The 25,280-nt window shown below is 65.3% G+C and carries 31 protein-coding genes; 14 read left to right on the top strand and 17 right to left on the bottom strand.

Annotation, left to right across the window (positions count from 1 at the left end; genetic code table 11):
* The coding region (locus tag VF992_07825; GenBank protein HEX9341059.1) for a hypothetical protein at positions 1-385 on the bottom strand (385 nt) is incomplete at its 3' end.
* Between the two features lie 528 nt (positions 386-913).
* Between VF992_07825 and VF992_07820 the strand changes: the two genes are divergently transcribed.
* Positions 914-1,186, top strand: a complete 273-nt coding sequence (locus tag VF992_07820; protein ID HEX9341058.1) for a hypothetical protein — start codon at positions 914-916, stop codon at positions 1,184-1,186.
* Entirely contained in the window at positions 1,183-1,800 is a 618-nt protein-coding gene (locus VF992_07815; protein ID HEX9341057.1) for a nucleotidyltransferase domain-containing protein, read from the top strand. Before VF992_07820 ends, VF992_07815 begins: the two co-directional genes overlap by 4 nt.
* Before the next feature lie 47 nt (positions 1,801-1,847).
* Here the strand turns inward: VF992_07815 and VF992_07810 are convergent, their stop codons facing one another.
* The 3 genes from VF992_07810 to VF992_07800 all read right to left on the bottom strand — a co-directional run bounded on the left by VF992_07810 (position 1,848) and on the right by VF992_07800 (position 3,659).
* Positions 1,848-2,246, bottom strand: a complete 399-nt coding sequence (locus tag VF992_07810; GenBank protein ID HEX9341056.1) for a hypothetical protein — start codon at positions 2,244-2,246, stop codon at positions 1,848-1,850.
* A 731-nt stretch (positions 2,247-2,977) separates the two neighbouring features.
* Complete coding sequence (locus VF992_07805) at positions 2,978-3,445, bottom strand: type II toxin-antitoxin system VapC family toxin (GenBank protein HEX9341055.1); 468 nt, start codon at positions 3,443-3,445, stop codon at positions 2,978-2,980.
* Positions 3,435-3,659 (bottom strand): AbrB/MazE/SpoVT family DNA-binding domain-containing protein, encoded by a 225-nt coding sequence (locus tag VF992_07800; protein HEX9341054.1) that lies wholly within the window; start codon positions 3,657-3,659, stop codon positions 3,435-3,437. Before VF992_07800 ends, VF992_07805 begins: the two co-directional genes overlap by 11 nt.
* A 341-nt stretch (positions 3,660-4,000) precedes the next feature.
* On the opposite strand from VF992_07800, the gene VF992_07795 reads away from it, so the two are divergent.
* Entirely contained in the window at positions 4,001-4,561 is a 561-nt protein-coding gene (locus VF992_07795; GenBank protein HEX9341053.1) for a hypothetical protein, read from the top strand.
* Between the two features lie 269 nt (positions 4,562-4,830).
* Here the strand turns inward: VF992_07795 and VF992_07790 are convergent, their stop codons facing one another.
* Positions 4,831-4,962, bottom strand: coding sequence for a hypothetical protein (locus tag VF992_07790; protein HEX9341052.1), 132 nt, complete (start codon positions 4,960-4,962; stop codon positions 4,831-4,833).
* 482 nt (positions 4,963-5,444) lie between these two features.
* Between VF992_07790 and VF992_07785 the strand changes: the two genes are divergently transcribed.
* The 3 genes from VF992_07785 to VF992_07775 all read left to right on the top strand — a co-directional run bounded on the left by VF992_07785 (position 5,445) and on the right by VF992_07775 (position 8,121).
* Positions 5,445-6,011, top strand: a complete 567-nt coding sequence (locus VF992_07785) for a hypothetical protein (GenBank protein ID HEX9341051.1) — start codon at positions 5,445-5,447, stop codon at positions 6,009-6,011.
* Positions 6,012-6,535: 524 nt separating this feature from the next.
* Positions 6,536-7,003: a hypothetical protein gene (locus VF992_07780; GenBank protein HEX9341050.1), complete on the top strand. Its 468-nt coding sequence runs from the start codon at positions 6,536-6,538 to the stop codon at positions 7,001-7,003.
* Between the two features lie 404 nt (positions 7,004-7,407).
* The gene (locus VF992_07775) at positions 7,408-8,121 is read left to right on the top strand and encodes an oxidoreductase (GenBank protein HEX9341049.1); all 714 of its coding nucleotides are present in this window, start codon (positions 7,408-7,410) and stop codon (positions 8,119-8,121) included.
* 8 nt (positions 8,122-8,129) lie between these two features.
* Here the strand turns inward: VF992_07775 and VF992_07770 are convergent, their stop codons facing one another.
* The 3 genes from VF992_07770 to VF992_07760 are packed head-to-tail and all read right to left on the bottom strand — an operon-like array spanning position 8,130 to position 9,561.
* Positions 8,130-8,561: a VOC family protein gene (locus VF992_07770; protein ID HEX9341048.1), complete on the bottom strand. Its 432-nt coding sequence runs from the start codon at positions 8,559-8,561 to the stop codon at positions 8,130-8,132.
* Positions 8,562-8,611: 50 nt separating this feature from the next.
* On the bottom strand, positions 8,612-9,193 hold the full coding sequence (locus VF992_07765) for an Ig-like domain-containing protein (protein HEX9341047.1): 582 nt from the start codon (positions 9,191-9,193) through the stop codon (positions 8,612-8,614).
* Entirely contained in the window at positions 9,190-9,561 is a 372-nt protein-coding gene (locus tag VF992_07760; GenBank protein HEX9341046.1) for a PKD domain-containing protein, read from the bottom strand. The genes VF992_07765 and VF992_07760 overlap by 4 nt, the downstream gene beginning before the upstream one ends.
* Positions 9,562-9,731: 170 nt before the next feature.
* On the opposite strand from VF992_07760, the gene VF992_07755 reads away from it, so the two are divergent.
* The 5 genes from VF992_07755 to VF992_07735 all read left to right on the top strand — a co-directional run bounded on the left by VF992_07755 (position 9,732) and on the right by VF992_07735 (position 13,315).
* The gene (locus VF992_07755; GenBank protein HEX9341045.1) at positions 9,732-10,529 is read left to right on the top strand and encodes an SDR family NAD(P)-dependent oxidoreductase; all 798 of its coding nucleotides are present in this window, start codon (positions 9,732-9,734) and stop codon (positions 10,527-10,529) included.
* Between the two features lie 141 nt (positions 10,530-10,670).
* Positions 10,671-11,027, top strand: coding sequence for a TfoX/Sxy family protein (locus tag VF992_07750; GenBank protein ID HEX9341044.1), 357 nt, complete (start codon positions 10,671-10,673; stop codon positions 11,025-11,027).
* A gap of 59 nt (positions 11,028-11,086) precedes the next feature.
* Complete coding sequence (locus VF992_07745; GenBank protein ID HEX9341043.1) at positions 11,087-12,409, top strand: TCR/Tet family MFS transporter; 1,323 nt, start codon at positions 11,087-11,089, stop codon at positions 12,407-12,409.
* A 75-nt stretch (positions 12,410-12,484) separates the two neighbouring features.
* Positions 12,485-13,114 carry a hypothetical protein gene (locus VF992_07740; protein ID HEX9341042.1) on the top strand — a complete coding sequence of 210 codons (630 nt, stop codon included), beginning with the start codon at positions 12,485-12,487 and terminating at the stop codon, positions 13,112-13,114.
* 12 nt (positions 13,115-13,126) lie between these two features.
* Positions 13,127-13,315 (top strand): hypothetical protein, encoded by a 189-nt coding sequence (locus tag VF992_07735; GenBank protein ID HEX9341041.1) that lies wholly within the window; start codon positions 13,127-13,129, stop codon positions 13,313-13,315.
* Between the two features lie 22 nt (positions 13,316-13,337).
* Here VF992_07735 and VF992_07730 read toward each other — a convergent pair whose 3' ends face one another.
* Complete coding sequence (locus VF992_07730) at positions 13,338-13,961, bottom strand: TMEM175 family protein (GenBank protein ID HEX9341040.1); 624 nt, start codon at positions 13,959-13,961, stop codon at positions 13,338-13,340.
* 24 nt (positions 13,962-13,985) lie between these two features.
* Positions 13,986-15,227: a DEAD/DEAH box helicase gene (locus VF992_07725; protein HEX9341039.1), complete on the bottom strand. Its 1,242-nt coding sequence runs from the start codon at positions 15,225-15,227 to the stop codon at positions 13,986-13,988.
* Between the two features lie 163 nt (positions 15,228-15,390).
* On the opposite strand from VF992_07725, the gene VF992_07720 reads away from it, so the two are divergent.
* Positions 15,391-15,546: a hypothetical protein gene (locus tag VF992_07720; protein HEX9341038.1), complete on the top strand. Its 156-nt coding sequence runs from the start codon at positions 15,391-15,393 to the stop codon at positions 15,544-15,546.
* Here the strand turns inward: VF992_07720 and VF992_07715 are convergent.
* Positions 15,543-18,353 carry a tetratricopeptide repeat protein gene (locus VF992_07715; GenBank protein HEX9341037.1) on the bottom strand — a complete coding sequence of 937 codons (2,811 nt, stop codon included), beginning with the start codon at positions 18,351-18,353 and terminating at the stop codon, positions 15,543-15,545. The two genes, VF992_07720 and VF992_07715, sit on opposite strands and share 4 nt — an antisense overlap.
* A 163-nt stretch (positions 18,354-18,516) precedes the next feature.
* On the opposite strand from VF992_07715, the gene VF992_07710 reads away from it, so the two are divergent.
* On the top strand, positions 18,517-18,789 hold the full coding sequence (locus tag VF992_07710) for a hypothetical protein (GenBank protein ID HEX9341036.1): 273 nt from the start codon (positions 18,517-18,519) through the stop codon (positions 18,787-18,789).
* A gap of 197 nt (positions 18,790-18,986) precedes the next feature.
* The gene (locus tag VF992_07705) at positions 18,987-19,463 is read left to right on the top strand and encodes a hypothetical protein (GenBank protein HEX9341035.1); all 477 of its coding nucleotides are present in this window, start codon (positions 18,987-18,989) and stop codon (positions 19,461-19,463) included.
* Between the two features lie 15 nt (positions 19,464-19,478).
* On the opposite strand, the gene VF992_07700 is transcribed toward VF992_07705, so the two are convergent.
* The 6 genes from VF992_07700 to VF992_07675 all read right to left on the bottom strand — a co-directional run bounded on the left by VF992_07700 (position 19,479) and on the right by VF992_07675 (position 25,251).
* Entirely contained in the window at positions 19,479-20,369 is an 891-nt protein-coding gene (locus tag VF992_07700) for a DsbA family protein (GenBank protein ID HEX9341034.1), read from the bottom strand.
* A 46-nt stretch (positions 20,370-20,415) separates the two neighbouring features.
* The gene (locus VF992_07695) at positions 20,416-21,078 is read right to left on the bottom strand and encodes an ABC transporter ATP-binding protein (GenBank protein HEX9341033.1); all 663 of its coding nucleotides are present in this window, start codon (positions 21,076-21,078) and stop codon (positions 20,416-20,418) included.
* 61 nt (positions 21,079-21,139) lie between these two features.
* The gene (locus VF992_07690; GenBank protein ID HEX9341032.1) at positions 21,140-21,919 is read right to left on the bottom strand and encodes an ABC transporter ATP-binding protein; all 780 of its coding nucleotides are present in this window, start codon (positions 21,917-21,919) and stop codon (positions 21,140-21,142) included.
* A 13-nt stretch (positions 21,920-21,932) separates the two neighbouring features.
* Positions 21,933-23,195, bottom strand: a complete 1,263-nt coding sequence (locus VF992_07685; protein HEX9341031.1) for an ABC transporter substrate-binding protein — start codon at positions 23,193-23,195, stop codon at positions 21,933-21,935.
* A gap of 48 nt (positions 23,196-23,243) precedes the next feature.
* Entirely contained in the window at positions 23,244-24,302 is a 1,059-nt protein-coding gene (locus VF992_07680) for a branched-chain amino acid ABC transporter permease (GenBank protein ID HEX9341030.1), read from the bottom strand.
* Between the two features lie 4 nt (positions 24,303-24,306).
* Positions 24,307-25,251: a branched-chain amino acid ABC transporter permease gene (locus VF992_07675; GenBank protein ID HEX9341029.1), complete on the bottom strand. Its 945-nt coding sequence runs from the start codon at positions 25,249-25,251 to the stop codon at positions 24,307-24,309.
* Between the last annotated feature and the right edge of the window lie 29 nt (positions 25,252-25,280).

Raw genomic sequence — 25,280 nt, 5'->3', positions numbered from 1 at the left:
GCATGCCCTGGACCTTCGTCACGACGGACTCGAGGAGGTTCTCGCGGGGGTCCGCGCTGATGCGGGCCACGATGTCCGAATCTCCGGTCGTGCCGATGATCTCCTGGATCTCGGGGACGTTCTTCAACGCGCTCATGGTCTGCTGCGTGTCCGTCGACCGGATGAGGAGGTACGCGTTGCTGGCGTGACCATCGATCTTGCTCTGGGTCCAGTCCTGGAGTGCCGGATAGCTCCGGAACGCCCAGACGTGGTCCATCAGCTGGACCTCGGACGCAAACGCGCGCAGCTCGTCCGTGTTCCGGAAGCCGCCCGCGATGGCGATGTCATGGCGCCCAAAGACGGCCTCGGCCTTCGTCACGTTCGGCTTGGCACGGAGGGTCGTCAACGTTCTCTCTACATATCCTGGCGCCACTTTGACAAAGATGACGCTTGTTCCAAATAGTTCGCTTGGCATTCAAAATTCCTTCGTCCGGCCCGACGAGGCTCTCCCACTTAAGGATGCCTACGGTCCGCGATCGAAATAAACCACATGTGGTTGATTCAAGTCCGCGAATAGACCAAAGATGGTGAATCACCGTGTGGACGCGTCACATGGAGAATCTCTCAGTTGCGGATCGATCGAACAGGGAAATTGTCTCGTTACTTATTGGAAACGAAAGCCATGGGGAAGAGCTTCAAAAGTTGCGTTGGGAGAAGGTCATCGAGTTTCTCGAGATCTCGATCGTTCAGAGAGATGACGCGGAAATCGTACTTACGAAAGAGTTCTAGCTTGGTGCGCCCGCCTCGCGTGATGCCTAAGTACGTGTCGCGTAATTAGTACGCGAATGTCCTTGCTGGAGACCCACCTGAGAAAGGCGGAAGAGTTCCGAGCTGGCGCCTCCAGGGTCAACGAGCCCGGCCTCCTCGTCGAGGCATGGTTCCTCAGCGCCTACCACTGTATCGAGGCGTGTGCAGCCAAGAAGAGGGTCCACATCCAGAAACATACCAACGGGTGCCCGACGAACTTCAGCGGAACCCGGCGATCCTGGGTCCACACGCCTCCACCGTGGCCGACGCGTTCCGCTACCTGGACCATAACGCCCGAGCCAAGTTCGTCTACGGAAACTCCGGAACCCGGGCCGACCTCGCGAAGGCGCGGAAGAGTTTCGAGACCATCGAGTCCATCTGTCGGGAGGTCCTGGGATGAATCCTCCCATGTTTGAGCAAGCAATTCGTGCGGCAGCCCGGAAGCTCGCCGCGGTCCCGGGCGTGCGATCCGCAGTCTTGTTTGGCTCGGCGGCGCGGGGCAACGCTAAGGAAGGGAGTGACATCGACATCTTCATTGAGTGCAACTCAGGCGCAGAAGATCCTGCATGGGAGGCCCTGCTCGCCCTCGACCGCCAGTTCGACGTCGAGTTCAGCGTCATCTATTATCGGCCCGAGGAGCGCGACGCCTTCGACAAGCAATTCCTCGAATCGATCGTCCGCCAAGGCCGAGTCCTCTTTGGCGACCTTCCTCGCGTGACACCGGTCGAGCTCGATCTCCAGCCTCTCCGCCTCGTAAGCTACCAAACGGACCGTCTGTCTCCCCGCAAGCGCGCTCGGTTCCTCCGGGAGATCGACGGATACAGGACTCAGAAGCGGGTCGGGGAGAAGACGTACGTCGTCCAGAAGCCAGGGTTCCTGAGGGACGTCGGTGGCTGGCGGGTCGGGCGAGGAGCGGTCATCGTTCCCGAAGACAAAATCGAGGCTTTCGACGAGATTCTTCGGCGATACCGAGCCAAGCGGCACATCATTCCGATCTGGTCGCAGCGTCCGTGACCCGACAATCCGGGCAGATCGTCTTTGGACATCGACCTGAGCGCCTTTTACTCCTTCGAACTCGATTTCCCGTAGGTTCTCTTCCAGGCTTCCCTCTTCACTTCGTCCAAAAGGTCCATGGCCTTCTTACGCGTTAGTCCTGCAGATCCCGCCTTCTTTCGCGCTGCGTCAAGGACGCGTGCATCTTCGGGACTTCTGAAGGCCTCGATAACTTTCTGGAGTCGCTCGCGATCTAACCTTTTCCGCTCTTGTCGGCTCTGCTCGATTGCGCTCCGTATCGCCTCGACGGCCTCAGGACTGAGCATTCCGACGGAATCGGAGAGGTGACGGGGCGCCCGCGTCTGCTTAGCAGCAGGCGGAACATTCTTGCGCCCGTCGTCTTCTCCGCGAACTGCGGGCTCATTTCCTGAGGTGGTGTGCCTTGGCTTTCTACTCGGCTTCGGCATGAGGGCACCTGCCGATGGTCCACCTCCCTAATGTACCCTGCCTGCTTGCAGGCCGCACCAGCGCCCGTAAAGCCGCGAAACGTGTCTCAGATCCATGTCGTACGGAGGCCTCTGATTTTCGAGAAGTGGGGATCGTCCGAGACCACCAAGGCCCCGAGGCGTAGCGCGGTGGCGGCGATGATACAGTCCGACGTGGGGATGTCCCGGTGAGCACACTTGATGAGACCGGCTTCGCGGGCCAAGGAAGGATCCAACGGAACGAACTCCAAGCCAGCATGTTCGAGGGAGCGGAACCGGCTCCGCGCCTCGTCGTGACCCGCCTTCTGGCAGACCGTATTCAGACCTCCGCGACCACGACCGTGGGAGAACTCCGCGGCGCCCCTGCCGGAGCGTGGCCAGCTTCGCGCGGGTCCGCGAGAGCGTCGCCTTGTCTTTGGAGAGGTGATGAGGAACCTCGAGTCCAAGACTTCCTTCAATCCTCGTCTTCCCGGGACTGGCGGAGCGTCTCTAAGGCCTCCTCCAAGGTCGCCTTGTCCGCAAGCGACCCGCCTTCGTCCTCGAGGCGGGGGACGGGCCTCCGGTCTCTTTTCACCTCACCGGTCCTAGGCATAGGGCTTTCCCGATGCTATCGACAACAGAGTATTGTGCTAATGAACCCTCGCGCGGAGGTCTGGGACGAAACTGCAGGGGCTCGCAGGCCACGAATTTGATTGAGGGAACGGTGACGAGCCTCATCGCGTCTTTCTGAAGCCCTCGAACCGCCGGAGAACATCTTCGGGCACGGGGTTCTCGTACTCCAAGTCGACTTTCTTGCATAATCCGCGGAAATCGCGATCCGTTGTGAGCACAGTCGGGGCGCTATGATCCATTGCCAGCGCAAGGTAGAACGTATCGTAGACATCGTGGCGAAGTGTCTTCGCCAGCTCGAAGGCCTTTTGCATCGTCGTCCGAGCTGCCCCAACATAGCGGACTCGACGATGCTCGAGAAAGTCCTCGACCGCCCGGTCCGCTTCCTTCGAATCAATCCCCCAATGTTTCGTTAGGACCCAGCGAGCTCGGAGCGGGAGCTGGTCCGGCATGAGAAGGCGATATTCGCCCGCTAGGCCTGAAGAAACCACGGGGTCGACATAGCGATGGCCTGGATGGTCCCCGACCAGGAAAATGGCGAGAATGTTGAGGTCGATCAGCTTACTCTTCATCCGCGAACGAAGCCTCCCCCGCCTTCAGGAAAGCCTCCTTTCCCCACTTTCGACCGGATTTGGCCTTGTACTGCTTTCGGGTAATTGGTTTCAGGCGGATCTCGCCTCCTTCGACGGCCACCGAGAGCTGGTCTTCCTCGGTAAGACCGAGTTCCTCTCGTTGTTCTTTGGGGATTAGGACCCGACCCTTCCGGTCTACTGTGACGGTCTGCATACCCACCGATGACATACCACTTTCGGTATTTAAGGATGGTGGGAGTCAGAAGGTGGGAAGAACATCCTCCCACACTGAACGCTAGGATGTCATACTGTTGGCAGATTGTCCCTCAGTTCGTCGACCAGCCAAGCGCATACCGCACCAGTTCGGCCTCCCTCAGGCAATCCCTAAATAGCCACGGCTCGTGCCCAACATCGTGCGAGGTTCGATTCGACGCGCGCGGTTCGACTACCGCGAACGGACCCTTTTGCAATCGGCGAAGCGGCTTAGGCGCCTTTCCGCGTCGGCGACTCTCGACATCGCGGCGGACTTGATCGACTCGACATGGAGCCTCTACGATGCCGGCGAAACGGCGTTCGTTCGTCGCTGTCGTTAAGGCAGCGGAGCGCTCCCTGCGTGCCGCACGGATCGACCATGTCTTTGTCGGCGCCGTCGCGGTCTCTGCCTTCGGCGTCCCGAGGACGACGGCGGACGTGGACATCATAGTTGACTACAGCGAGGAAGACGTCTCGAAGATGGCGGCATCATTCCGCCGCGAAGGATTCTGCGTCAATCCGCAGGATTTGCGGGACGCGGTCATCGAAGGATCCCACGTCACCGTCCATGACGGACGGTCGGAGTTGCACTTAGATCTCGCCCCTGCCGTGCGATCGAGAACGAAGGACGCGATCTCCCACGCGGTCCGCGTCAGGTGGCGAGGCATGGGTCTCCCGATCGCAGACAAGGAAGACACGATTGTTATGAAGCTCGTCTACGGGAGCGACCAAGATATCGAGGATGCGCTCGGCATCTATGTCCGCCAGAGGAAACGGCTCAACCTCCGGCGGATGAGGGACTTCGCTCGCCAACAGGGAGTTGCGGCCGCGCTGCGCGAACTTGAAAAGAAGATGGCCCGATAATCCGATGGCCTCCCGATCAACGTCACGTTCAGTGCAGATTGTCTCTCGTGTTGGAAAGCAATGGAATCTCACTCGCGTCTTAGGTCCAAGTCGTGCGAAAACCCTTCACTTTCGAGAAGTGAGGATCGTCCGAGACCACGCGACCCCGGAGGCGAAGCGCCCCGGGCAATTGGAGTTCCCGGGTTGGCGGGGGCCCGGACGCAGACGTGGGATCGAAGCGTTCCGCGGATACCCATATGGGACGAACCCATCGAATCGCGCGGCCATTTTCACGTGTGGCGCAGAACGTACTCGCGAATCGACGCCTTTGCGAGGGCGTACATGCTAAGCCGCTTGCGTTTGCAAAAGACCTGTAGGGTCGCGAACTCTTTCTGCCCAAAAACCGTGACGATCCGGTTCAAGAACGATCCTCCTCCACACCCTAGATACCGTGGGAGCGGATGAATGTATGCATTGGTCGATATGACATATTGGATAGACAGTAATGTATAGTTAGGTACAGTTGGAAGGACGACCTTGCCGCAGAAGTTCGTGAGGTTTCTCGTGGTTCCACTGCCTCCTTCTGGAGATCGGATCGCATACTTCTCCATGAAAGCGAGCCTCAGGGGTGGCGCACCACGTATTCCCGGATCGCCGCCTTCGCCAGGGAATAGAGACTGAGCCGTTTGCGCCTGCAATAGAGTCGTATCGTTGCAAACTCCGTCTTGCCAAACACGGTGACGACCCGATACAAAGAAACACCGCGAGGCCGGGGATAAATCCATCGTAGATGAATCTTTTGCAGTCGATCCTCTTCCAAATTCGTGCCTCGGAAGATATAGCATATTGACCAGGCAGTATTATATATCCACTGCGCCCTACGGCCGCTCCCGAGGGATGGGAGATGAACCCCAGTCTGCCGGAGAACCTGGAAACGGTCCTCCGGTCTCAGGTGGAAGCGTGGACAGCGGAGCTCGAAGTCCTCCGCCGGGATGCGAGAGTGAGAAAATTCGCCGAACTCCGTCGGAGGATCGACGAGGCGGATGCGTTCGTCATGGAGGCCGATGGGCCGTCCATGTCGAATCGGTCACCCCTTTTCTACCCGTATGAGGCGTACGACGCCTTCGAATTCGCGCGGGACCTCGCGGGTCGAGAAGTCTCGACGGATGAGCTGTCCAAGCTGGCCTCCGGCCGGTTCCCGGAGGTGTCGAAAGCAACCCGCCGTCTCGTGCTGAGGTACCTGGTCGAAAACGGCGTGGCGGAGATCGTCCGACGGACGGCGTCAGGACGAGCGACATCATATCGATTTGCGTCACTCGGAAACGGGGGCTTTGGCGCGAGGCGGAAGCGCATGGGCCTTCCGGAGAACGAACTGTCCGGTTTCAAGGCGGACGATCTGCGAGAGGTCCCCATGCGTGCCCGGCCGAATGGAGGGAGGGGCCGACACCCTCTCCGCCCGGAGACGGGGTAAGACAAGGCAAGGACCGCAACGACGTCAGCTGGCGGGAATCCCGCAACGCGATGACGACGCGTGCAGACCGACACGCGACAATGGCGTTAGAATTGACACAATCCTCTGCGCGGTTCGGCCGGATGGACCCTACGCTTCGTTCATCCTCCGGGAATGCCTAAGCACTGACAAGGCCTCCTTAGGACCGTGCGTCCATTGGTCCGGGGCCTGCGAGAGGAGTACCGGGAACGGACCCTGCTCCGTTCGGCGATCCAACTCCGAAACGTCTCCTCGGGTAGCTCTCTCGACATGACGGCAGACATGATTGATCCGATCCGGTGCCTCCGAGAGGCCGGAGAAGCGGCGCTCGCTCGTCGCCGTGTCAAAGGCGGCGGATCGTTCGATCCGCGCGGCCAAGGTCGAAACCCGGGTGCGAGCCTTCGGGAGTCCTTCCGAAGGACGTGCCAAAAGCTTGAATAGGCAGGAGGCCCGCCCCGCGACACCTATTTGACCTCGAGCCGCGTGCTTCGCGCCGAAGGTGGCCTATGATCGACATCGCAACGATCCAATCCTGGATCTTGGCCAACGCGGCCCCGGTCGGGCTCGGGTTGCTCGTCGGGGCGTTCGTCGCGCGGCTCTTCGGGAAAGCGCTCTCCGTCGTGCTGCTGGCGGGCGGCTTCCTCGTGACGTCCGTCCTCGCCGTGATGGAGTGGCAGGCGGCCCACGACCTCGGGTCCGCGGCGATCCTGCTCCTCGCAGGCTTCGCGATCACCGCGATTGCGGCCGGCATGTCCCGGGCGTTCGCGCTCCTGCTCACCCTCGTCTTTGTCGGCGCGGGGACATACCTGCTCCTCTACAGGTACGCCAACCCGTCGATCCTGACGGCGGCGCTGGGCATCGGAGCGTGGATCGCGAGCACGATCGTCGGCACGGCGGCGCTCCAGTGGCTCCACACGTGGCGGCAGTCGCGGATGCAGGTCGAGCCGGGCTATCCGTCGGCTCCCGTCCAGTAGGACCGCGGGTCGCGGATTGAGTTCGCCGACGCGGTCGCGCAACCGGAGGCGCGAGCCTTCGCGCGACCGTTTCAATCTTTCGGGCCATGAGGACACAAACGAAAAATGCCGCGGTCTCGTCGGCTCGAGACGGTGGGTGACCCGACCCGTACCGCCCACGCTGCGCTACGTTCACCACCGTCACACCGTGCGCCGTGTGCGTGCGACGGCCCCCTGCAATCCCGACGTTCGCGCGCCATTCGAACGGGCCGGTCCGAAGGCTTCAGACAAGGCGCAATGCGTGCAGGTCGTCGCTCTCGAATTCCCGGGAGGGTCGCCGCCATCCGCGTGACGCCTCCTTCCGGCCCGAGTCACGAAATACGGCGGTCGTGTTCTGAGTCTCCAGCCAAATGGGAGATCGAGCGTTGGCCGGGCCCCCGAGGGGATTCAGGATCCAGGTCGTGTACTCGCGCCCGCTGACGCCGACGACCCACGCGATCCAAGTGGAGAAACCGGAGGCCTTCGAGTTCCGCGCCACCCAGTTCACGTTCCTCCAGCTGAGGACCGAGGGGGGCATGGACGCGCGCCCCATGTCGCTCGCGACGAGTCCCACCCGCCCGCACCTCGAATATGCGGTCCGCCTCTCCGACTCACCGTACAAGCGCGCCTTCGCCGCCCTTCAGCCCGGCGACGAGGTCCGCGTGTTCGGCCCGATCGGCGACTTCGTCCTGCACGAGAAGCGGCCGGCGGTCCTCCTCGCGGGAGGGATCGGCGTCACGCCGCTCAAGGGCATGGCCGAATACGCAGCCGACAAAGCGTTGCCCGTCGATGTCCGGCTCGTCTACAGCAATCGGAGCCAGGAGGAGATCGTGTATCGATCGGAACTCGACGCGCTCGAACGGCAGAACCCTCGGTTCCGGGTGCTGCATACCCTCACCCGCACGGTCGGGGACGGGTGGCGAGGCTCGTCCGGACGGATTGGTCGGGAACTCCTCCGGGAGGCGACCCGCGGGCTTGCGGACCCGATCTACTACGTGAGCGGCACGCCCAGCATGGTCGTGGGCACCCTCCGGTTGCTCGCGAGCCTCGGGGTCCAAGAGGCGGATGTCGAGGTCGAAGCGTTCCGCGGATACGAATGACGTCGAGCCTACTCCATCGCCATGGACTTCTCTGGTGCGCGATACGTCTTCGGCGGCTCCCAGAGCTCGATCCGATTCCCTTCCGAATCCGTGATCCACCTGAAGCGGCCGTACTCGGAGTCCTCAACGTTCCGAGCCACTTCGACGCCCTCGGCCTGGAGGGACGCGAGAACCTCGTCCAAGTCCTTCACGCGGTAGTTGATCATGAAGGACGCGCCATCCTCGCCGAAGTACTTTGTGTCCGCGGGAAAGATCGACCAGACCGTGTGGCCCTGGGCTCTGCCGTCCTTACCGCCCCGCCACGTGAAGAGGGCGACGGAGTCTTCGATGTGGATCCCGAGGTGTTCTCGGTACCATTCGACCATCCCGGCCGGATCTTTCGCCGTGAAGAAGATGCCTCCGATTCCCGTGACACGGGCTCGACGCGTTCGTGCCGCCATGGCCTGGAGTAGCCTTGCGGCCATATAGCTGAGCGGTTGGTGCGGGCGTCTCACTGAAGCGGCTCGTCGAAGGCGGGGTCCGACGCCGGACGCTCCAAGGGCGGCCCTTCCGTAGGCGCGGTCGCGGTGTGCGATTCCTCCGAAACGGGAGTCGGTGTCGGCATGGACACGGGCATTCGCGGGCGCCTTCGCCGCAGGATGATCAGGGCCACCGCCCCAATCGCGGCGAGCAAGATCAACATCAGTCCGCCGAAGAGGACGGCATCGGGGAGGAGGCCGCCTCCCCCGCTTCCGACGGCGGTCACATGGTGGATCTGGCACGCCCCGTTCAGCGCGGCATCGTTGGCGCAGACCTGGATCGTGTGGTTCCCCGGGGACAACCTCCCGGCCGGCAGGACGAACTCGTACGGCGGCGCGAAGTCGTCTTGGATCGACACGCTATCCACAAACAGCTTGACGCGAGTCACGCCGACGTTGTCCGTCGCATTCGCGGTGATGACCAGCGAACCGTTGACGACGAGCCCTTCGGGGGGAGATAAGATCGTCAAGGTCGGAGGCGTCACATCGCGGACCGTCAGCGTGACCGAGTCCGTCGCTGCGTTGCCGTCGCCGTCCCACACCGTGAGCGTCACGACGTATGTACCGGCGTCGCGAACACATATGTCGGCGTCGCACCGTAGAGGCTCTGCGGCGAGCCCTCCTCGAAGGTCCAGGTGTAGTTCACAATCCCGACGTCGTCCGTGGAACCGGTTCCATTGAACGTGGCGGTCCGGTCCTCCCAGACGGTGAAGTCCGGGCCCGCGTTCGCGAGGGGGGGCGTCGTGCCCGCGGCGGCCGGTACCAGGGTCGCGGCCTGCGAGTTGGATGGCGCCGCATCCATCGGGCCGGAGACCACGGACGCGGCGACGGGACGCAGGCTCGGGGAGACGGCCATGAGACCGGCTGCGGCGAGTACGGCCAGGCAGCCCAAGACACACGCCCGAGCGCTCGAGAGGGCCACGCGAACACCCCGCAGTCCGAGGACCGCGGGACGCCGACTTCGATCGCGGTGGTTTAAGGGCTTTGGGGCCGTTATCGCGGATGAGGCCGACCGGACCGGGCGATGGGTCGCTTCTGCGCGCATCGTCCACCGCAAAGAGACAAGTTCGACCGCCGACTGTGCAACCGGGCATGACTCCCGACACCTCGGATCGTCCGATCGCCTTGGTAACCGGCGCGAACCGCGGTCTCGGCCTCGAGACTTCGAATCAACTGAACCACCAAGGATTCCGCGTCATCCTCACGAGCCGTACGGAGGCCGCCGGAATGGCGGCAACGAAGAAGCTCGACCCCGACGGCCGGGACATCGTGCACCATCAGCTGGACATCACGGACCGCGAGAGCATCTCCGCGTTGGCGGGAGACCTGCCCCGCCTCGCTCCCCGGTTGGACGTCCTCGTGAACAACGCAGGCATCGGCTCGTGGGGGGCCGATCGGGCGGCGTCGGCTCACACGATCGCGGTGAACTACTTCGGATCCCGCGATGTCACGGACGCCCTCGTTCCGTTCGTCCCCCGCGGCGGCCGCGTCGTGATGGTCTCGAGCGGCATGGGCGAACTCTCGTACCTCGGGCGCGATCTCCGCTCGAAGTTCTCGGATCCGGCGCTGACGCGTCCCGCGCTCGAGGCGCTTGTCGCATTGTACCTTCGAGATCTGGAGAGAGGCGATCCCCGCAAGGCCGGTTGGCCGAGCGCGTACTCGGTGTCGAAGATCTCCATGAACGCGCTGACTCGGACCCTTGCGCGCGAACTCGCGCCGCGTGGCATCCGCATCAACGCCGTCTGCCCCGGTTGGGTCCGCACCGACATGGGCGGACGGGGCGCGACGCGCAGCGTGCCGTCCGGCGCGCGATCGATCGTACTGACCGCGACCAACGCAGGCGATGCGACCGGCGGATTCTACCGCGACGGGAAGCAGATCTCCTGGTGAAGCCCGGGCCCGATTGCGATCGGTCCCCGCTAAGTCCGATCTCGGCCGGACCGCGTCCCTTCGAGCCGATGTTCAAGAAATGAGGGGGAGCCCGGCTCCCTCGGGTCAAGCTTCATGCCCCGGCAACTCCTCGCGAGTCCGATGACGTACTCAGAGATCCAGGCCGAGCGGGTCCGGAAGGAGCTCGGAGGCCGCTCGGGCGTGACCGAGAAGGAGATGTTCGGCGGCATCGCGTTTCTCCTCGGTGGCAACATGGCCGTCGGCGTGCATGGCGAGGACCTGATCGTGCGCGTCGAGCCGTCGGAGACGGGCGCCTTGCTCCGGGAGCCGGGCGCGAAGCCCTTTGATCTGAGCGGCAGCCGCGGCCCTCCGGCGGGATGGCTCCTCGTGTCGCCGGCGGGCACGCGCACCGACGCCGGCCTGCGCACCTGGGTCGGCCGGGGCGTCGCGTACGCCTCCTCGCTGCCGAAGAAAGCGGCCAAGAAATCGAAGCGCTAGTCCGATTCACGCCTCTCTCCCCTCAAGCTTGATAAACGGCGGCCTTTATCGGGCACGCCTTGGCGAGCGGCACCGGAACCGGCACACAGGCGCGCGGCGGGCGCAAGGCCGCGATGGTCTTCATCTACGTAACGATCATCCTCGACACTCTCGGGTTCGGCATCACGATCCCCGTCTTGCCTCGCTTGATCGTGAGCTTCGCGGGAGACACCGCGGCCGGGGCGGAGATTTTCGGGCTCTTCGTGACGATCTGGAGCCTGATGCAGTTCCTGTTCGCGCCGCTGATCGGCGTGCTCTCGGACCGCTACGGCCGACGCCCCGTGCTGATCCTCTCGGGCTTCGGCCTGGGCGTCGACTACATGGTCATGGCCCTCGCCCCGAACCTCTCGTGGCTCCTGTTGGGTCGCATCCTGTCTGGGATCACGGCCTCGAGCTATGCGACCGCCGGCGCGTACGTCGCCGACGTGACCCCGCCGGAGCGGCGTGCGGCCGCGTTCGGGATGGTCGGCGCGGCGTGGGGCCTCGGCTTCATCCTCGGACCGGGCATCGGAGGCCTGATCGGCGGACTCGGGGTCCGCCTCCCGTTCTGGTTCGCCGCCGCGTTCTCGCTGACGAGCGCGGCGTACGGGCTCTTCGTCCTGCCAGAATCCCTTCCTCGGGAGACCCGGCAGCCGTTCGCCTGGCGGCGCGCGAACCCCGCCGGCTCGCTCAAGCTGCTCCGCTCCTACCGAGACCTGTTCGGCCTCGCCGCGGTGAATTTCGTCCAGTTCCTCGGGTTCCAGGTCCTCCCGAGCGTCTTCGTCCTCTACGCCGGCTATCGATACGGATGGGGGCCCGTCGAGGTCGGGCTCTCGCTGACCGTGGTCGGCGCGCTGAACATCACGGTCCAGGGGGGCCTCGTGAAGCGGTTCATCAAGCGCTTCGGCGAGCGGAAGGCGTTGATCACCGGCTTGGCCGCCGGGACCGCGTCCTTCGTCGTCTGGGGCCTCGCGACGACGCCGGCGCTGTTCGTCCTCGCAATCATCGTCTTTGCGCCGATCGGATTCGCGCAGCCGGCCATCCAGAGCCTGATGACGCGCCGGGTGCGTCCGTCGGAGCAGGGTCAGCTCCAAGGCGCCAACGCGAGCATCGCGGGGCTCACGGGCATCCTGGGGCCGCTGCTCTTCACGTTCATCTTCGCCTACTTCATCAGCCCCTCGGCCCCGGTCACTCTGCCCGGCATGCCGTTCTTCGTCGCCGCCGTGCTCATGCTGGCGTCCGCGTTCCTGGCGGTGCGCGTCACGAGCGCCTCGCACGCCGTCGCGCCGTCGGAAGTCGGAGCCGCCTTGAAGGCCGACGTGGCCGAGACATCCGCCATCTCGGTCGGCGACTCAGACGAATGAGCCGTCGATGCGGTCGTGTCGATTCACGTCCCCCCGTCCGGCTTTATGCCTTGCGCAAACGTTGCCGTCGAGCCGATGGCCCGCCGGACCCTGTCGCGAGAGGCAATCATCCGGAGAATGGTGGACGACCTTCGACCGTTGCCGTACGTCCACGCGTTCTGGGAATCGGGGTCGACCGCGTTCAATCGAACGGATGCGTGGTCCGACATCGACCTATATATCGTCGTCGACGACGCGATGGTCCGCGAGACGTTCGCGGTCGTCGAAAAGACCCTGACGGCTCTCTCGCCGATCCGGCTGAAGCAGGAAGTCCCCTGGCCCGCGGCCTCCGGGATCTATCAAGCCTTCTATCGCCTCGAGAAGACGGACGAATATCGGCTCGTCGATTTGGCCATCATGACCGTGTCGGCCCCGGACAAGTTCCTCGCGCGGGAGATCCACGGCGAAGCGGTGTTCCTGTTCAATCAGAAGGATGCCGTACGAATTCCCTCGCTGGATGCGGATGGGTTCGTCCGGTCGATCCTCGATCGACGCAAGCGCCTCATCGAGCGGATGGAGCTCTTCGGGCCGTTCGTCCCGAAGGAGATTCATCGGGGCAACTCGCTCGAGGCCCTCGAATTCTATCGCGCACTCGTCGTGCAATCCCTCGTCGAGGCGCTCCGAATGCGATACGGGCCGCTGCATTACGACTTCCGCATACGGTAGGTCTACCGAGAGTTGCCGAAGGACGTCGTCCGCCGGCTGGAGCGGTTGGCGTTCGTCAAAGATGCCGAGGAACTCACCGCGAACCATCGCGAGGCGGTCGCCTGGTTCGATGCGACGATTGGAGAGATCGACGAAACGACGGTCCGGAAGATGGTCTCCGCGGCAACGAAGAAGAGGCGCGCAAGGGAAAGTATTTCGTGATCACCGGGCGCCTCACGCCTCCTCACTTTCCGAGGGTCGCGGTGATCGCGAAGAACGCGGCGACGATCAGGATGAGCACGACGCTCGCCAAGCCGCTGATCTGAGAGAGGACGAGCGCCGCTCCGTAGGACACGGGGGCGACGAAGTACTGGTTCGTGATCGTCCGCACCTGCTCCTCCGTCACCTCGTCCCCGAGCAGTCGGTGCCCCGAGGAAACGTAGCGCCAGAGGCCGTTCCACACGATTGACACGAGTAGGAAGTTGCCGGCGTACACCGCCGCGGCCACGCTTTGGTCGGCGGCCGAGATGTGGTTCGCGACGAGCAACGTCGTGAAGGGCGTCAGGACGACGAAGAGCAGCAGCAAGCCGTTGAGGAGCATGAGCCGCCGATCGATCCGCCGAATGTACGTGAACATGTTGTGGTGGTTCATCCACATGATGAGGACCGTGATGAAGCTCGTACCGAGGGCGAAGAACGAGGGCCATTCGTCCTCCAGGCCCTGGGCCAGCGAAACCGTCCTGCCCAGGGTGGGATCGTAGAGATCCAGCACCAGCAAGGTGACGGCAAACGCAAAGATGCCGTCGGAGAACGCCTCCGTCCGCGCCGTCTCCTTTTCGTCTCGGTTTTCGTCGCGGATGCTTGGCACCTCAGAACGTGAGGTTCCGCGTGGTCACCGACGCGGAGGCCGGCGCCGCCATCGGTCCCGCCCGCCGTCACGCCGCGCGTCCCGGGGCGGCCGTCCGCCTTCCCGCCCGCGGGCCCTCGGGGGCGGCGGCGCACGGTAGTCGAAGTCCGGGAGGGTGACGCGGGGGATCGACCGGCCGAGCGTCTTCTCGATCGCGCGGACGTCCGGCTCCTCCTCCGGTGCGACGAGGGTGATTGCCTCGCCGGCCGCCTCCATCCGCGCCGTGCGCCCGACCCGGTGCACGTAGTCCGTCGGGACCGCCGGCACGTCGTAGTTGATCACGTGCGAGATGCCTTCGACGTCGATGCCCCGCGCCGCGACGTCCGTCGCCACGAGGATCTGATGCCGCCCGGAGCGGAAGCCCGCGAGCGCCGTCTCGCGCTGGCTCTGGCTGCGGTCGCCGTGGATCCGGGCGACGTCGAACCCCGCCACGCCCACTTGCCGGGCAACGCGGTCCGCGCGCCGCTTCGTCCGCACGAACACGAGCACGGACATCATGTCCTCCCGGCCGAGAAGCCGGACCAGGAGGGCGGTCTTGAGGTGCGAGGGGACCGGGAACGCCTCATGCCGGATCGTCGGCGGAGGCCGCTGGGGCGGCGACACGGCGATCCGGACCGGGGTGCGCATGATCGTCCGGGAGAGCAGCACGATCTCCTCGGGCATCGTCGCGGAGAAGAGGAGGGTCTGGCGATCCCTCGGCAGGGCGTCGACGATCCTCCGGACGTCGGGCAGGAACCCCATGTCGAGCATCCGGTCGGCCTCGTCGAGGACGAGAACCCGCAGCGCCCGGAAGTCCACGTTCCGGCGGGACATGTGGTCGAGCAGCCGTCCGGGGGTCGCGACGACGACGTCGACCCCGCCTCGGAGAGCGTGTTCCTGCGGCGCCATCCCGACGCCGCCGTACACCGCGTGGGCGTGGAGCCGCGTCCCCTTCGCAAGGCCGCGGAACGCCGTCTCGATCTGCGCCGCTAGCTCGCGGGTCGGCGAGAGCACGAGGGCGCGCGTGCCGCGGGACGGCTCCTGCAGGAACCGCTGGAGGATCGGCAGGAGGAAGGCGGCCGTCTTGCCCGACCCGGTCTGGGCCGTGCCGATCACGTCGCGTCCGGCGAGGATCGGTGGGATCGCCTCCCGCTGGATCGGCGTCGGGGCCTCATACCCGAGCGCGTGGACGGCCCGCACCAGGGTGGGATCGAGGCCGAGGCTGTCGAACGGTCCCTTGTCTTGCATCGATGGCGGTAGGGCCGGGAACATATAAGATTCCCTTCGGAGTCGATCCGCAGCGGCGACTCGGAAGGTTTTTAGATGAATCGCTCGATGCGGCCCCGAGGGGAGTTCGGATTTGCCGGAGAGAACCGTCGCAAGAGGAGAGAATTTTTGGCCGTGGCCTCCCGTGAACATCATCAAGACGTTCCGAACGCTCGAGCAAAAGCTCGCGTCGTATCGGAAAGGCGGGATGCCCGCCCAGCAGCAGCTGGCCGTGATCGACTACTGGATTGGGCAGCTCTTTGACCTGCGCGCCCAGATCGGTGGGCGGCCCCGGCGCTAGTGGGACTTCGCCCCCGACTCGGCGACTCCGTCGCGGAGCGACGCGACCAGGCGAGGCTCGTCACGGACGATCGCCTCGAGCTGGGCGCGGAAGCCGCTCCGTTCTAGGAGTTCGCGGGCCTTGCGGACGTGAGCCGTCCCCTGGGATTCGGCCCCCATCGCGCGCAGAGCGACGCCGTAGTAGAAATGCGCGAAGGCCGTGGGGACGGCCTCGCCCGCGAGATAGCTCGTCTCGGCGAGGCGGACCGCCTCCTCAAAGGACGCACGGGATCCGTCGCGATCTCCCTGGATCAGCCGCTCCAGTCCTTCGAGGACGCGGGTTTGGAGCGGTCGTGCATCGAGGCTCCCGGCCACCCGCGGATTGCGGAATTCCGCTGCGATCTTCCGGAAACCGTCCACGTCTCCGAGGATGAGCGCACATTCCGCGATGGACCAGAGGGCTTCGACCTCCTCTCCCGGGCCCGCAACCTCCCGGACTTCCGCGGCGAACGCCTCGAGCCGGCGGCGTGCCGTATCGATGTCCCCGCGGAAGAAGAGGGCCTGGGCGATGCCTTGGTCCGCGAACACGGCGGTGAGGCGGTCGTGGATCCGACGGGCCAGGTCCGCGGCCCGCGTGAAGAATCCCTCCGCCGCATCGAAGTCCGCCTCCTGGTAGAGGGCGAACCATCCCTGCAGCATCAGGACGGAACGGAGGACGTGCGGATCCGCGATCGACGGTTCAAGCGAGCGCACCGCCGCGAGATGGCGTCTCGCCCTCTCGACGTCCCCAATCCGGTACGCATACAGGTTCGCCAGGGAGACGTTCACGCGGACCTGGAACTCCGGGTCCCCTCCGGACCCGAGAGCCTGGAGCGCGCCGAGGAGGTACCGCTCCACTCCGTTCGGTCGGGCGCCGGGGGAGCGGATCTCGGACGCGCCGAGCTGCAGCAGGGTCTCCGCTTCGCCCTGCGAGTCTCCCATCGCCCGGAACGACGCCAATGCGGCCTCCCCATGGTCCCGCGCCTCCGCCCAGTCCTCTCGGCCGAATGCGACCCGACACGCCACGAGGTTGAGCCATCCCCGCTCCGCGCTGTCACGCTCGACGAGCGCCTTGAAGCCCGCCTCGATTTCGACGGCGGCGCGACCGTTCTCGCCCCGGACTTGGAGGGCCGCGGCGCTCTTGCGGTGCAACCGCGCGAGCGACTCCGGTTCCTCGACGTTCCGCATCGCCTCCGCGTACGCCGCCAGGGCCGCCGGGAGGTCGCCGAGTCGCTCGTATGCGTCTCCGAGGCCCTCCGACGACGTGGCGGTCTGCTCCCGAGTCATCGCGAGCTCGAGGGCGTTCGACAGCGCATTCAGCGCCGCGACGAAGTCCTTCGACGCGCTCGCCGCGTCCGCCATCCGGAGGAGCCGCGCGATGGCGGCGGGGGCGAGCGCCTTCCGTTCGGACTCCGTCAGGATTGACGTGAAGAAATCGCGGATCGTGTCGTGGACGCCGAAGGCGTCCTCACCCACCGGGCGGATCAGGGACTTCGTCGTCAGCGCGAGGAAGACGTCGTGCGACAGGGACGGCTCGATGAACGCGGCGTCGCGGGGGAACGGCACCTCGTAAAGGGCGGCGGCTTTCATCATCCGTCGCTCCGGCTCGGACAGCTCCGCGTAGATCTCTTCCTCGATGAACCGGCGCACGTCGGTGAGGGAGGGAGCTGCGATGCCGCGCGCCGGCGCGGACCGAAGGAGCTCGACGAACAGTGGATGGCCCCCGAGCCGCTCCGCAATCGTGGCGAGACGCCTTCCGTCGGAGTCCGCCGGCAGGAGTGCGGCAATCTCGTCGCGGCCGAGGCCCTGCAGGTCGATCTCCCGCACGACGTGTCGGATCGCGACGTCCCGTCGATCGTAGAAGGCCGCCGTCCGCCGCGACAAGACGATTGCCCGGCCGTCCGGCGCGTCCGCGATCACGTCTTTCAGGAACCGGAGAAAGTCGAGGACCTCCGGGATCGCCTCGTGGGCGTCGTCGAAGACGAGGAGACAATGCGCCCCTCGGAGGTCGTCCCGTATGACGGAGTCCGCGCCCGCCGCCTCACCGCGAGCGAGGACGGCGCGCAGACCGGGGCGGCCGACGGCCGCGAGGAAGTCGCCAAGGCCCGCGAGCACAGATGGACGGGTGTCCCACGGCCGGATCTGGTGCCAGTACGCGTTGTGCGAACCCTTGAGTTTCTCGCACGCCTTCGCGGCCAAACTCGACTTTCCGATTCCTGCGACTCCTCGGATGACGAAGACGCGGGGGCCTGCCTCCTCTCGGGTGAGGGCGTCGAGCTCATCCTGGCGGCCCACAAAGACGGCGACACGGGGCGCCTCCGCGAGCCGCGCCACCATTCCAGGAGTTGCAACCGCTCCAAGCGCGCTCAGGTCGACGACTTCTTCTTCCCCCGCTGCGCGCATCAGGGAGGCGATGGTGATTTTGCCGGACGCCTCCCGGACGACCTCCCCGACCGTGGTCTCGCGCACGCCGGTCGCATCGCGGACCCGGATCCGTTCGCCACGGACCTGCTCCCGTAGGCGGGACGCCGAGAGCCGGCCGGAGTCCGTGAGGTCGTACACCTTGAGGCGCCGGCGGTGGCCTTTGACGTGCGCGGTCCGTTCCCGCACGAGCCCTTCCTTGAGGAGCGGGTCGAGGAACTGCCGCACGTGTTGCACGTAGATGTCGGCCGCGTGCGCGATTCCTTCCTGTCCGATTTCCGGCGTCACCTCGACGACGTCCGCGTACTTCGCGTAATCCGCGAGGTGGATTAGGATGCGCTCTTTGGCCGTCAGGCGCACGACGGGCACCGGCTCACGCACAGCGGGATGCGCGCGTAAGAACGTATGGGCGGGCCCACGGTCGCACCGCGATTTCGCGGAGTTACATTGTACCTACTGAGGCACGCACATGGGTCCCTCCCCCCTTCGGCCATCTAGGCGCCTGGAAAAGGGCGCCTAGGAGAACCACACCATGATGGCAATGTACGGAAGGGCCGTGATCGAGGAACGAATGAAGCCGCACAGGTTCGCCGAAATCGCCGCGTACGTCCGGCAGGAATACGGGCCCGGGATCGGGCCGGAGTTCCTGTTCGCGCAGGCGGCGGCCGGCGCGGCGGGCAAGTGGCGGAGGCGTCGCGGGGCCGGATCCGTCGGGGTGTTCCGGACCTTGGCGAAGGCCGTCAAGGCGCTCGTCCCCGGAATCGGCAACGGCCGCAAGGCGAGCGCTCGGACCGCGACGAGGTGAGGCGCGGCCTACGCCGGCCGAGTTCCTTGTACGGCAATCAACGCGCCGCCGATGAGGACCAGATAGGACACGCCGCCCCCCTCGGGCCGGGAGAGGCCGGCGGGTACATCAGGGTTCGGTCGGGGCATGGCCTGCGGCTATCGCCCCGGATAATCGCCTCCCAAGGGATTAATGCCGGCACGACAACCGCTCGGATTGTGTTCGGCTTCCCGCACGTGTTTCGGCGCACGGTCGAGCACGTCTACCTGACCGACGCCGGCGGGACGCCGCTCGTCCACCTCTCCCGCCGCTCCGGCTCGGACAAGGATCCGGACCTCATCGCGTCGATGTTCAGTGCGGTCCAGAATTTCATGGACGATTCGTTCCACAGCCTCGGCATCGGCAGCGTGCGGAGCATCGAGCTCGGGGACCGGCACCAGGTCGCCTTCGGCCGCGGACCTCGCCTCCTGCTGTACGTCGTCTACGAGGGCCGGGAATCGAACCGGCTGGAGAAGCGGGTGATCCGCCAGGTGCAAGATCTCGAGACGCGGTTCGCATCGGTGCTCGAGGAATGGGACGGAGACATGGAGCGAATCAAGGGCATCGGCGACCACCTCGCGCGGGAGTGGGAGATTCCCGTGCGTCCTTCCGAGTCGCCGCCGTCGCGCCGCGAGCTGTTCCCGGACCTCCCGTGAGGACGTCGGCGCCGGTCACAGGACCGCGCGATCCCGCTCCGCTTCGGCCTCCCTGATCCCTTGGGCCGCTTCCCACACGAGCCCGTTCCCGACCGTCCGAGGGCTCACCCTGCCGCGTCCCTCCAGGTCCTCGAGGAGGAGTTCCGCGTCGTCGTCCGTTACCCCGAGGATTGCGGCGATCTCGCGCGTCGCGCACCGATCGTATCGGCGGAGGACGGCGAGGACCGATTTCTCGGTCGGCTCGAGCACCTTTGGCACGACATCCGCGTCGACTTTCCGCAGGACGTCTTCGAGTACCTCCCACGGCTGCCAGCCATTGATTCGCGCGGTCGTTTCGTCCCGCGTGATCTCAAACGTCGGGAATCCCGTGACCTCGTGACGCTCGCACTCCTCGCGGTCGTTCCGGAACGCGTTCTCGGCGCGCCCGTCTTCCAGGGCCGTCTCGAAGGCGTCTGGATCCAGCCCCGACTCGCTCGCGACCTCGATTTGCACGCCCCGCCGGTGGATCGGCCGGCCGTCGAGGCACCACGCCTCCCGCAGGGCTCGCAGGTATCGCGCGGCGGCGTCGCGGCCCTGGAGCTCCGCGGCCTTGACGGCGATGCACGCGGGCCACGTCGAATCGAAATCGTCGACGTTCTCGATCATGCGCTGTGAGTTCATCGGCATGCGGTGCTGCTCGGCAACGGCCTCGAAGAACGCGAGCACGGACGCGGTCCATCGGCCGCCGGACATCCGCGCCCACTGCTCCCGGACCGGGGTGAAGTCCTCGAACAGGCCGCCCATCCGGACCTCGACCTCAACGGCGTCCGGATAGACGACCTGGAGCCGTCGGACCATCGGCTCGCAGCCCCAGCACCAGATGTTGTGCGGGTCCGTGTACCAGACGACGTGGATGCGGGCGGCCATGGATGCCGCGGGGGTCAACCGGCCGTTCGCTAAGAACCCCTCGGGTCTACTTGCGGCCGAGGAAGATCTTCTTCAGGTCCTCCCTGGCCAGGATCTCCGCGCCGGTGCCCTCCATCGCCTTCCGGCCCGCCACGAGGACGTAGCCTCGGTCGGCGATCTCGAGCGCGCGCTTCGCATGTTGCTCGACGAGGAGGATCGGAACGCCGGAGTCCCGAATCTGGGCGATTCGCCGGAAGAGTTCGTTGACCATCTTTGGCGCGAGGGCCGCGGTCGGTTCGTCGAGGAGCAGGACCCGCGGCCGGGCCATCAAGGCCCGTCCGATCCCGAGCATCTGCCGCTCCCCGCCGCTCAGCGTTAACGCGGACTGGGAACGCCGCTCGCCGAGGATCGAGAACAGGGCGAACACGCGGTCCAGGTCCTCCGCCACCTGCGCGCGGTCCCGGATTGCGTACGCGCCCATCTCCAGGTTCTCCCGGATCGTGAGGTCCCCGAACGTGTTGTCGACCTGGGGCACGTAGCCGAGTCCCATCTGGGCTTTCTCCTCCGGAGGGAGCGTCGTCACGTCGTGTCCATCGAACAAGACGCGGCCTTCGAAGAGGGACGCCAGGCCGACGATCGCCTTCAGGAACGTGCTCTTGCCGCTCCCGTTCGGGCCAACGAGGGCGACGATTTCCCCTGAATCGAGGTGGGCGGACATGCCTTGCACCACGACCGCTTTCCCGTAGCCGCAAGCGATATCGATCGCATCGAGGGCGAGACTCCCCAGGCCGTCACTCTCCGAGATAGGCGTCGACCACGTTGGGGTCTTTCACGGCTTCGTCGGGGTGGCCGGAGAAGAGAATCTTCCCCTGGTGCATCACGAGCAACCGCTCGACGTAGTCGAAGAGGACCTCCAGGCGGTGCTCGATCACGACGAACGTCAAGCCGAGGTCCTTTTGAAGGCGAACGATCCCCTCGAAGATTTCCCCCGCAAGCTTCGGCGCAACGCCCGCCGTGGGCTCATCCAGGAGGAGGAGACGCGGCTCCCCCATGAGCGCCCGCGAGAGCTCGAGCAGCTTCATCTGCCCGCCGGAGATTTCTCCGGACCAGTGAGACCTCACGCCCGCGAGTTGCTGGGCGGCGAGCGTCTGCAAGGCCTTAGCAGCGAGGCGGAGTTCCTGGTCCGTCCACCGGGAGGGGAACGCCGCGTGGCGCGCCTTCTCGCCGATCTGATCCCGCGGCGGGACGAGGGCGTTCTCCAGAACCGTCATGCCGCGGAAGAGCCGCGGGTTCTGGAAGCAACGCACGACACCTCGAGCGAAGATCTCGTTCGGCTCAAGGGCGTCGATTCGCTCTCCCTGGAAGAGGATGGTTCCGCTGTCGGGCTTGTGTACGCCCGAGATCACGTTGAACAGGGTCGTCTTGCCGCTGCCGTTCGGCCCGATGAGACCAAGCAGCTCCCCCTCGCGGACGTCGGCGGTGACGCCGTCCACGGCGTGGACGCCGCCGAAATGCTTCCGCACGTCTTCGAGCCGAAGGAAGGGCTTCCTGTGTCCTTCCTCTGGCCCCACGTGACGGGCTCCCTCAGTCCCACTCGATGGTCCCGGTCAGGTAGAACCAGGTGCCGATTTGCTTGAAGACGTAATTCGATCCTTCGAGACGGATGTTCCAGATCCGGTAGTCGGCGGCCGCGTAGTCACCGAACTGGTCGAAGATCTTGTGGCCGCTCGCACCGATGTACGTCTCCCCGACGATTGGCACCATCGCGCGGATGGCGTCTCCATCGTACTTGCCCGCGCGGAGGATTGACAACATCGCAATCATCGCCGCGTCGTACGAGTAGTAGGCGTACGGCGAGGGGGCGCGTCCGTAGGCGGCCTGGTAGTCGGCCACGAATTTCTCCACGACCGGGGATTGCTGCGGGAACGGGAAGAACCCCGTCATGTTCCGGCTCACGAGGAAATCCTTGATTTCGGCGGGCGTGCTCGGGTCGACGTACTTCGGCCGGGTCACGCTCTCGGATCCGAACCACCGGACTTGGCTCAAATTCGGGTCCTGTCTCGCGAGGTTAAGGATGCCGATCCCGTCGTCCTCGAAGGCGACAAGGAGGACCGCCGTGGTGGCCGCGGGGGTCCCGACTTGAGCGCTGAGGGCGGCCACCGGAGGCGCGTAGTCCGTCCCAGACTGCGTCGAGTAGAAGGTCTTCTCCACGACCCCGTTATACGGCGCGGCCTCGAAGATGCCCTCCGTGAAGTTCGCGATTCCGCGGCCATAGTCGTCGTCGCGGGCCATGACCGCGACCTTCGTATAGCCGAGTTCACCGAACAGCTCCGCGAGGGCGCTCGCTTGGAACGCGTCGTTCGGCGCGACGCGGAAGACGAAGTCGTCGAGCGCGAGGCGAGGCGCCGTGGCCGAGGGGCTGATCGCGACAACGTGGTTCGAGTCTGCGAGGGGTGCGACGGATCCGACCTCCGCGCTAGAAAGGGGTCCGACGACGACTTTCACTCCCGCCGCGACGAGCTGCTCGAACGCAGTCACGGCCGTAGCGCCCTGCGCCATCGAGTCGACGTGGATCTTTTCGAAATGGATGGGCGATCCGGCAGCCGCTAGCTCCGTATTCATTTGGGTGATCGCGAGGAACGCCCCGTCGCGTCGCAAGGGACCGTCCGATGCGTAGGAGCCGCTCACGGCGATTTCAACGCCGATCACGTATGTGACAGCCGTCGGTGGCTGCACGGACCGGATTGCCAAGTACGTCGTCGTCCCGCCTAGGATCACGACAAGCGCGATCAAGATCGCGAGTACGACTTTCGACGAGCCTTTGACTGTTCCCCCCGCCTCCGCCATGGCCGAGAGAATGCGCGGACTACACTAAAACGTGACGGCGAGGCGCGCTCACGCTGGACCGCCGCCGTCCGCAAGCGCCGCGGATTCGGAGCTTTCCTCAGGCACCGGCGTCGGGACGGGGCGTTCGGGCACGAGGCCCTGCGGCCGGAACCGGAGGATGAGGATGATGAGCACGCCAATCCCGATGTACCGAAGGTAGTTCAAATCGACCGGGAAGGTCCAGAAGACGCCGAAGATCGCGAGGAATGGCGGCTGGGTGAATCGGTCCAGAACGGTGAGGAGCAGGACGCCCGCGACCGCTCCCCGATGGTTCGCGAGGCCTCCCAGCAAGACCATCGTGAGGGCGAGGAAGGTGACCTGCGGAATGTAGTCGACAGAGAGGACGCTCTGCTGGTAGAACGCGTTGAGGACTCCCGCCACGGCGGCCATCCCGCTCCCGATTACGAGGACGGTGCCCTTCACCCTCGGCGTCCGCTTGCCGAGGACGTTGGCGACGAGCTCATCGTCCCGGATCGATTTCAGCAGGCGCCCGAAGGGGGACGCGGTGAGACGTTCCGCGAAGAGATAGAACACGCTGGCGATGCCAAGGATGACCAAGGCATACGCCACCCGACCCGCCGTCGCCCCGAGCCACACAAAGGGATGCGGCACGCCCAGGATTCCGATCGCCCCGCCGGCCAAGGGCTCGTATGTGTACACGAAAATCCGGGTTGCCTCTCCGGCCGCGATGAGGACGATCGCGAGGAAGTCGCCGCGCAGTCGCAAGGCGGGAAAGGACGCAAGGTATCCAAAGGCACCTCCGGCGATGGCCCCGATGGCGAGGGCCGCGAGGAAGAGGCCGATGATCACGGCGGGATGGCTCTCCGCAAACAGGAAGCGGGCCTGGGACGCAGAGGGGCCGAACACATCGCCTTGGAACCCGGCGAGGCCCGCGACGATGCGGGCGACGAGGATCCCTGCAATGTACGCCCCGATCGAGAAGAACAGGACCTTGCCCAGGTTCGGCTGGCCTCCGTAGCCGAACTCGAGGTTCAGGCTCACGGCGAGGATCATGTAGACGCCGACGAACGCCGCAATCGACGCAAAGAGGAGGCCGAGGTCCGCCATCGTCTCATCCCCTCGCCGCGCCGATCCGGCGCGCCGCCTCCAAGAGCCGCCTCGCCAGGGAGCGCGTCCGGTCGACGACCTCCCGCCATGTGAGTCCTGCGAAGCCGGTGGGCCGGATTAAGAAGACTGCGATAATGATCGCGAGCGCGATGAGCGGTTGATAGCCCACGTCGACCCCGTACGCTCGGTTCAGGAAGAAAACCCCGAAGTTCCCCGCGGCTGCGACGATGTACCCTCCCGCAATCGTCCCGTAGAAGCTCGTCATCCCTGCGAGGATTGCAGCCGCGAAAATGTAAAGGAGCGCCCGCCACCCCGTATCCGTCTGAATCGGGTTGTAAATCGCCCAGAACGCCCCCGCGAGTCCCGCGAGGCCCCCGGCGAGGAACCAGGTGAGGCGGCGCACGGCACCCGTGTTGATCCCGGAGACGCGAGCGAGGTCGTAGTTGCTCGCCATCGCGCGCATGCCCTTCCCGATTTTCGTCCTCGTGAAGAGGAGGTGAAGCGCCACCACGACCCCGGCGACCGTCGGGACGATCGTCACGTGGAGCGTCGTGAGGGAGGCATTCGCCAGGAAGAGGATGACGTTCGAGGAGAGGTTCGCCTTCGCGGTGAGAAGGTCCGAGAGGTCCGCGTAGATCGTCACGATGTATCGGAGGATAAGCCCCGCGCCGATCGACGCAACGAGGAGGTGGATCGGGGTCGCGCCGCGGAGGAAGAGCGGCTTGAAGACGAGCTCGTCCACGACTACGGCGACGAGGGCGGCGATAACGAAGGCGATCGGGACGGCGAAAAGAGCCCAAGGCCATCCCCCGAGCGCCTTTACCGCGACGACCGTCACATACCCGCCGATCGTGACGTACTCCGCGTGGGCAAAGTTCGGGATCTTCGTGACCTTGTACGTGAGCGTGAGGCCCAAGGCCATCATCGTGTAGAGGCTGCCGAGGAGGATCGAGTCGAACGCGGGCCTCGCGAGGAAAT

It is taken from the genome of Thermoplasmata archaeon (assembly GCA_036395115.1).
GTDB lineage: Archaea > Thermoplasmatota > Thermoplasmata > RBG-16-68-12 > RBG-16-68-12 > RBG-16-68-12.
Note: the sequence above shows the minus strand (reverse complement) of the source record. Positions and strands in the feature narration are given on the sequence as shown.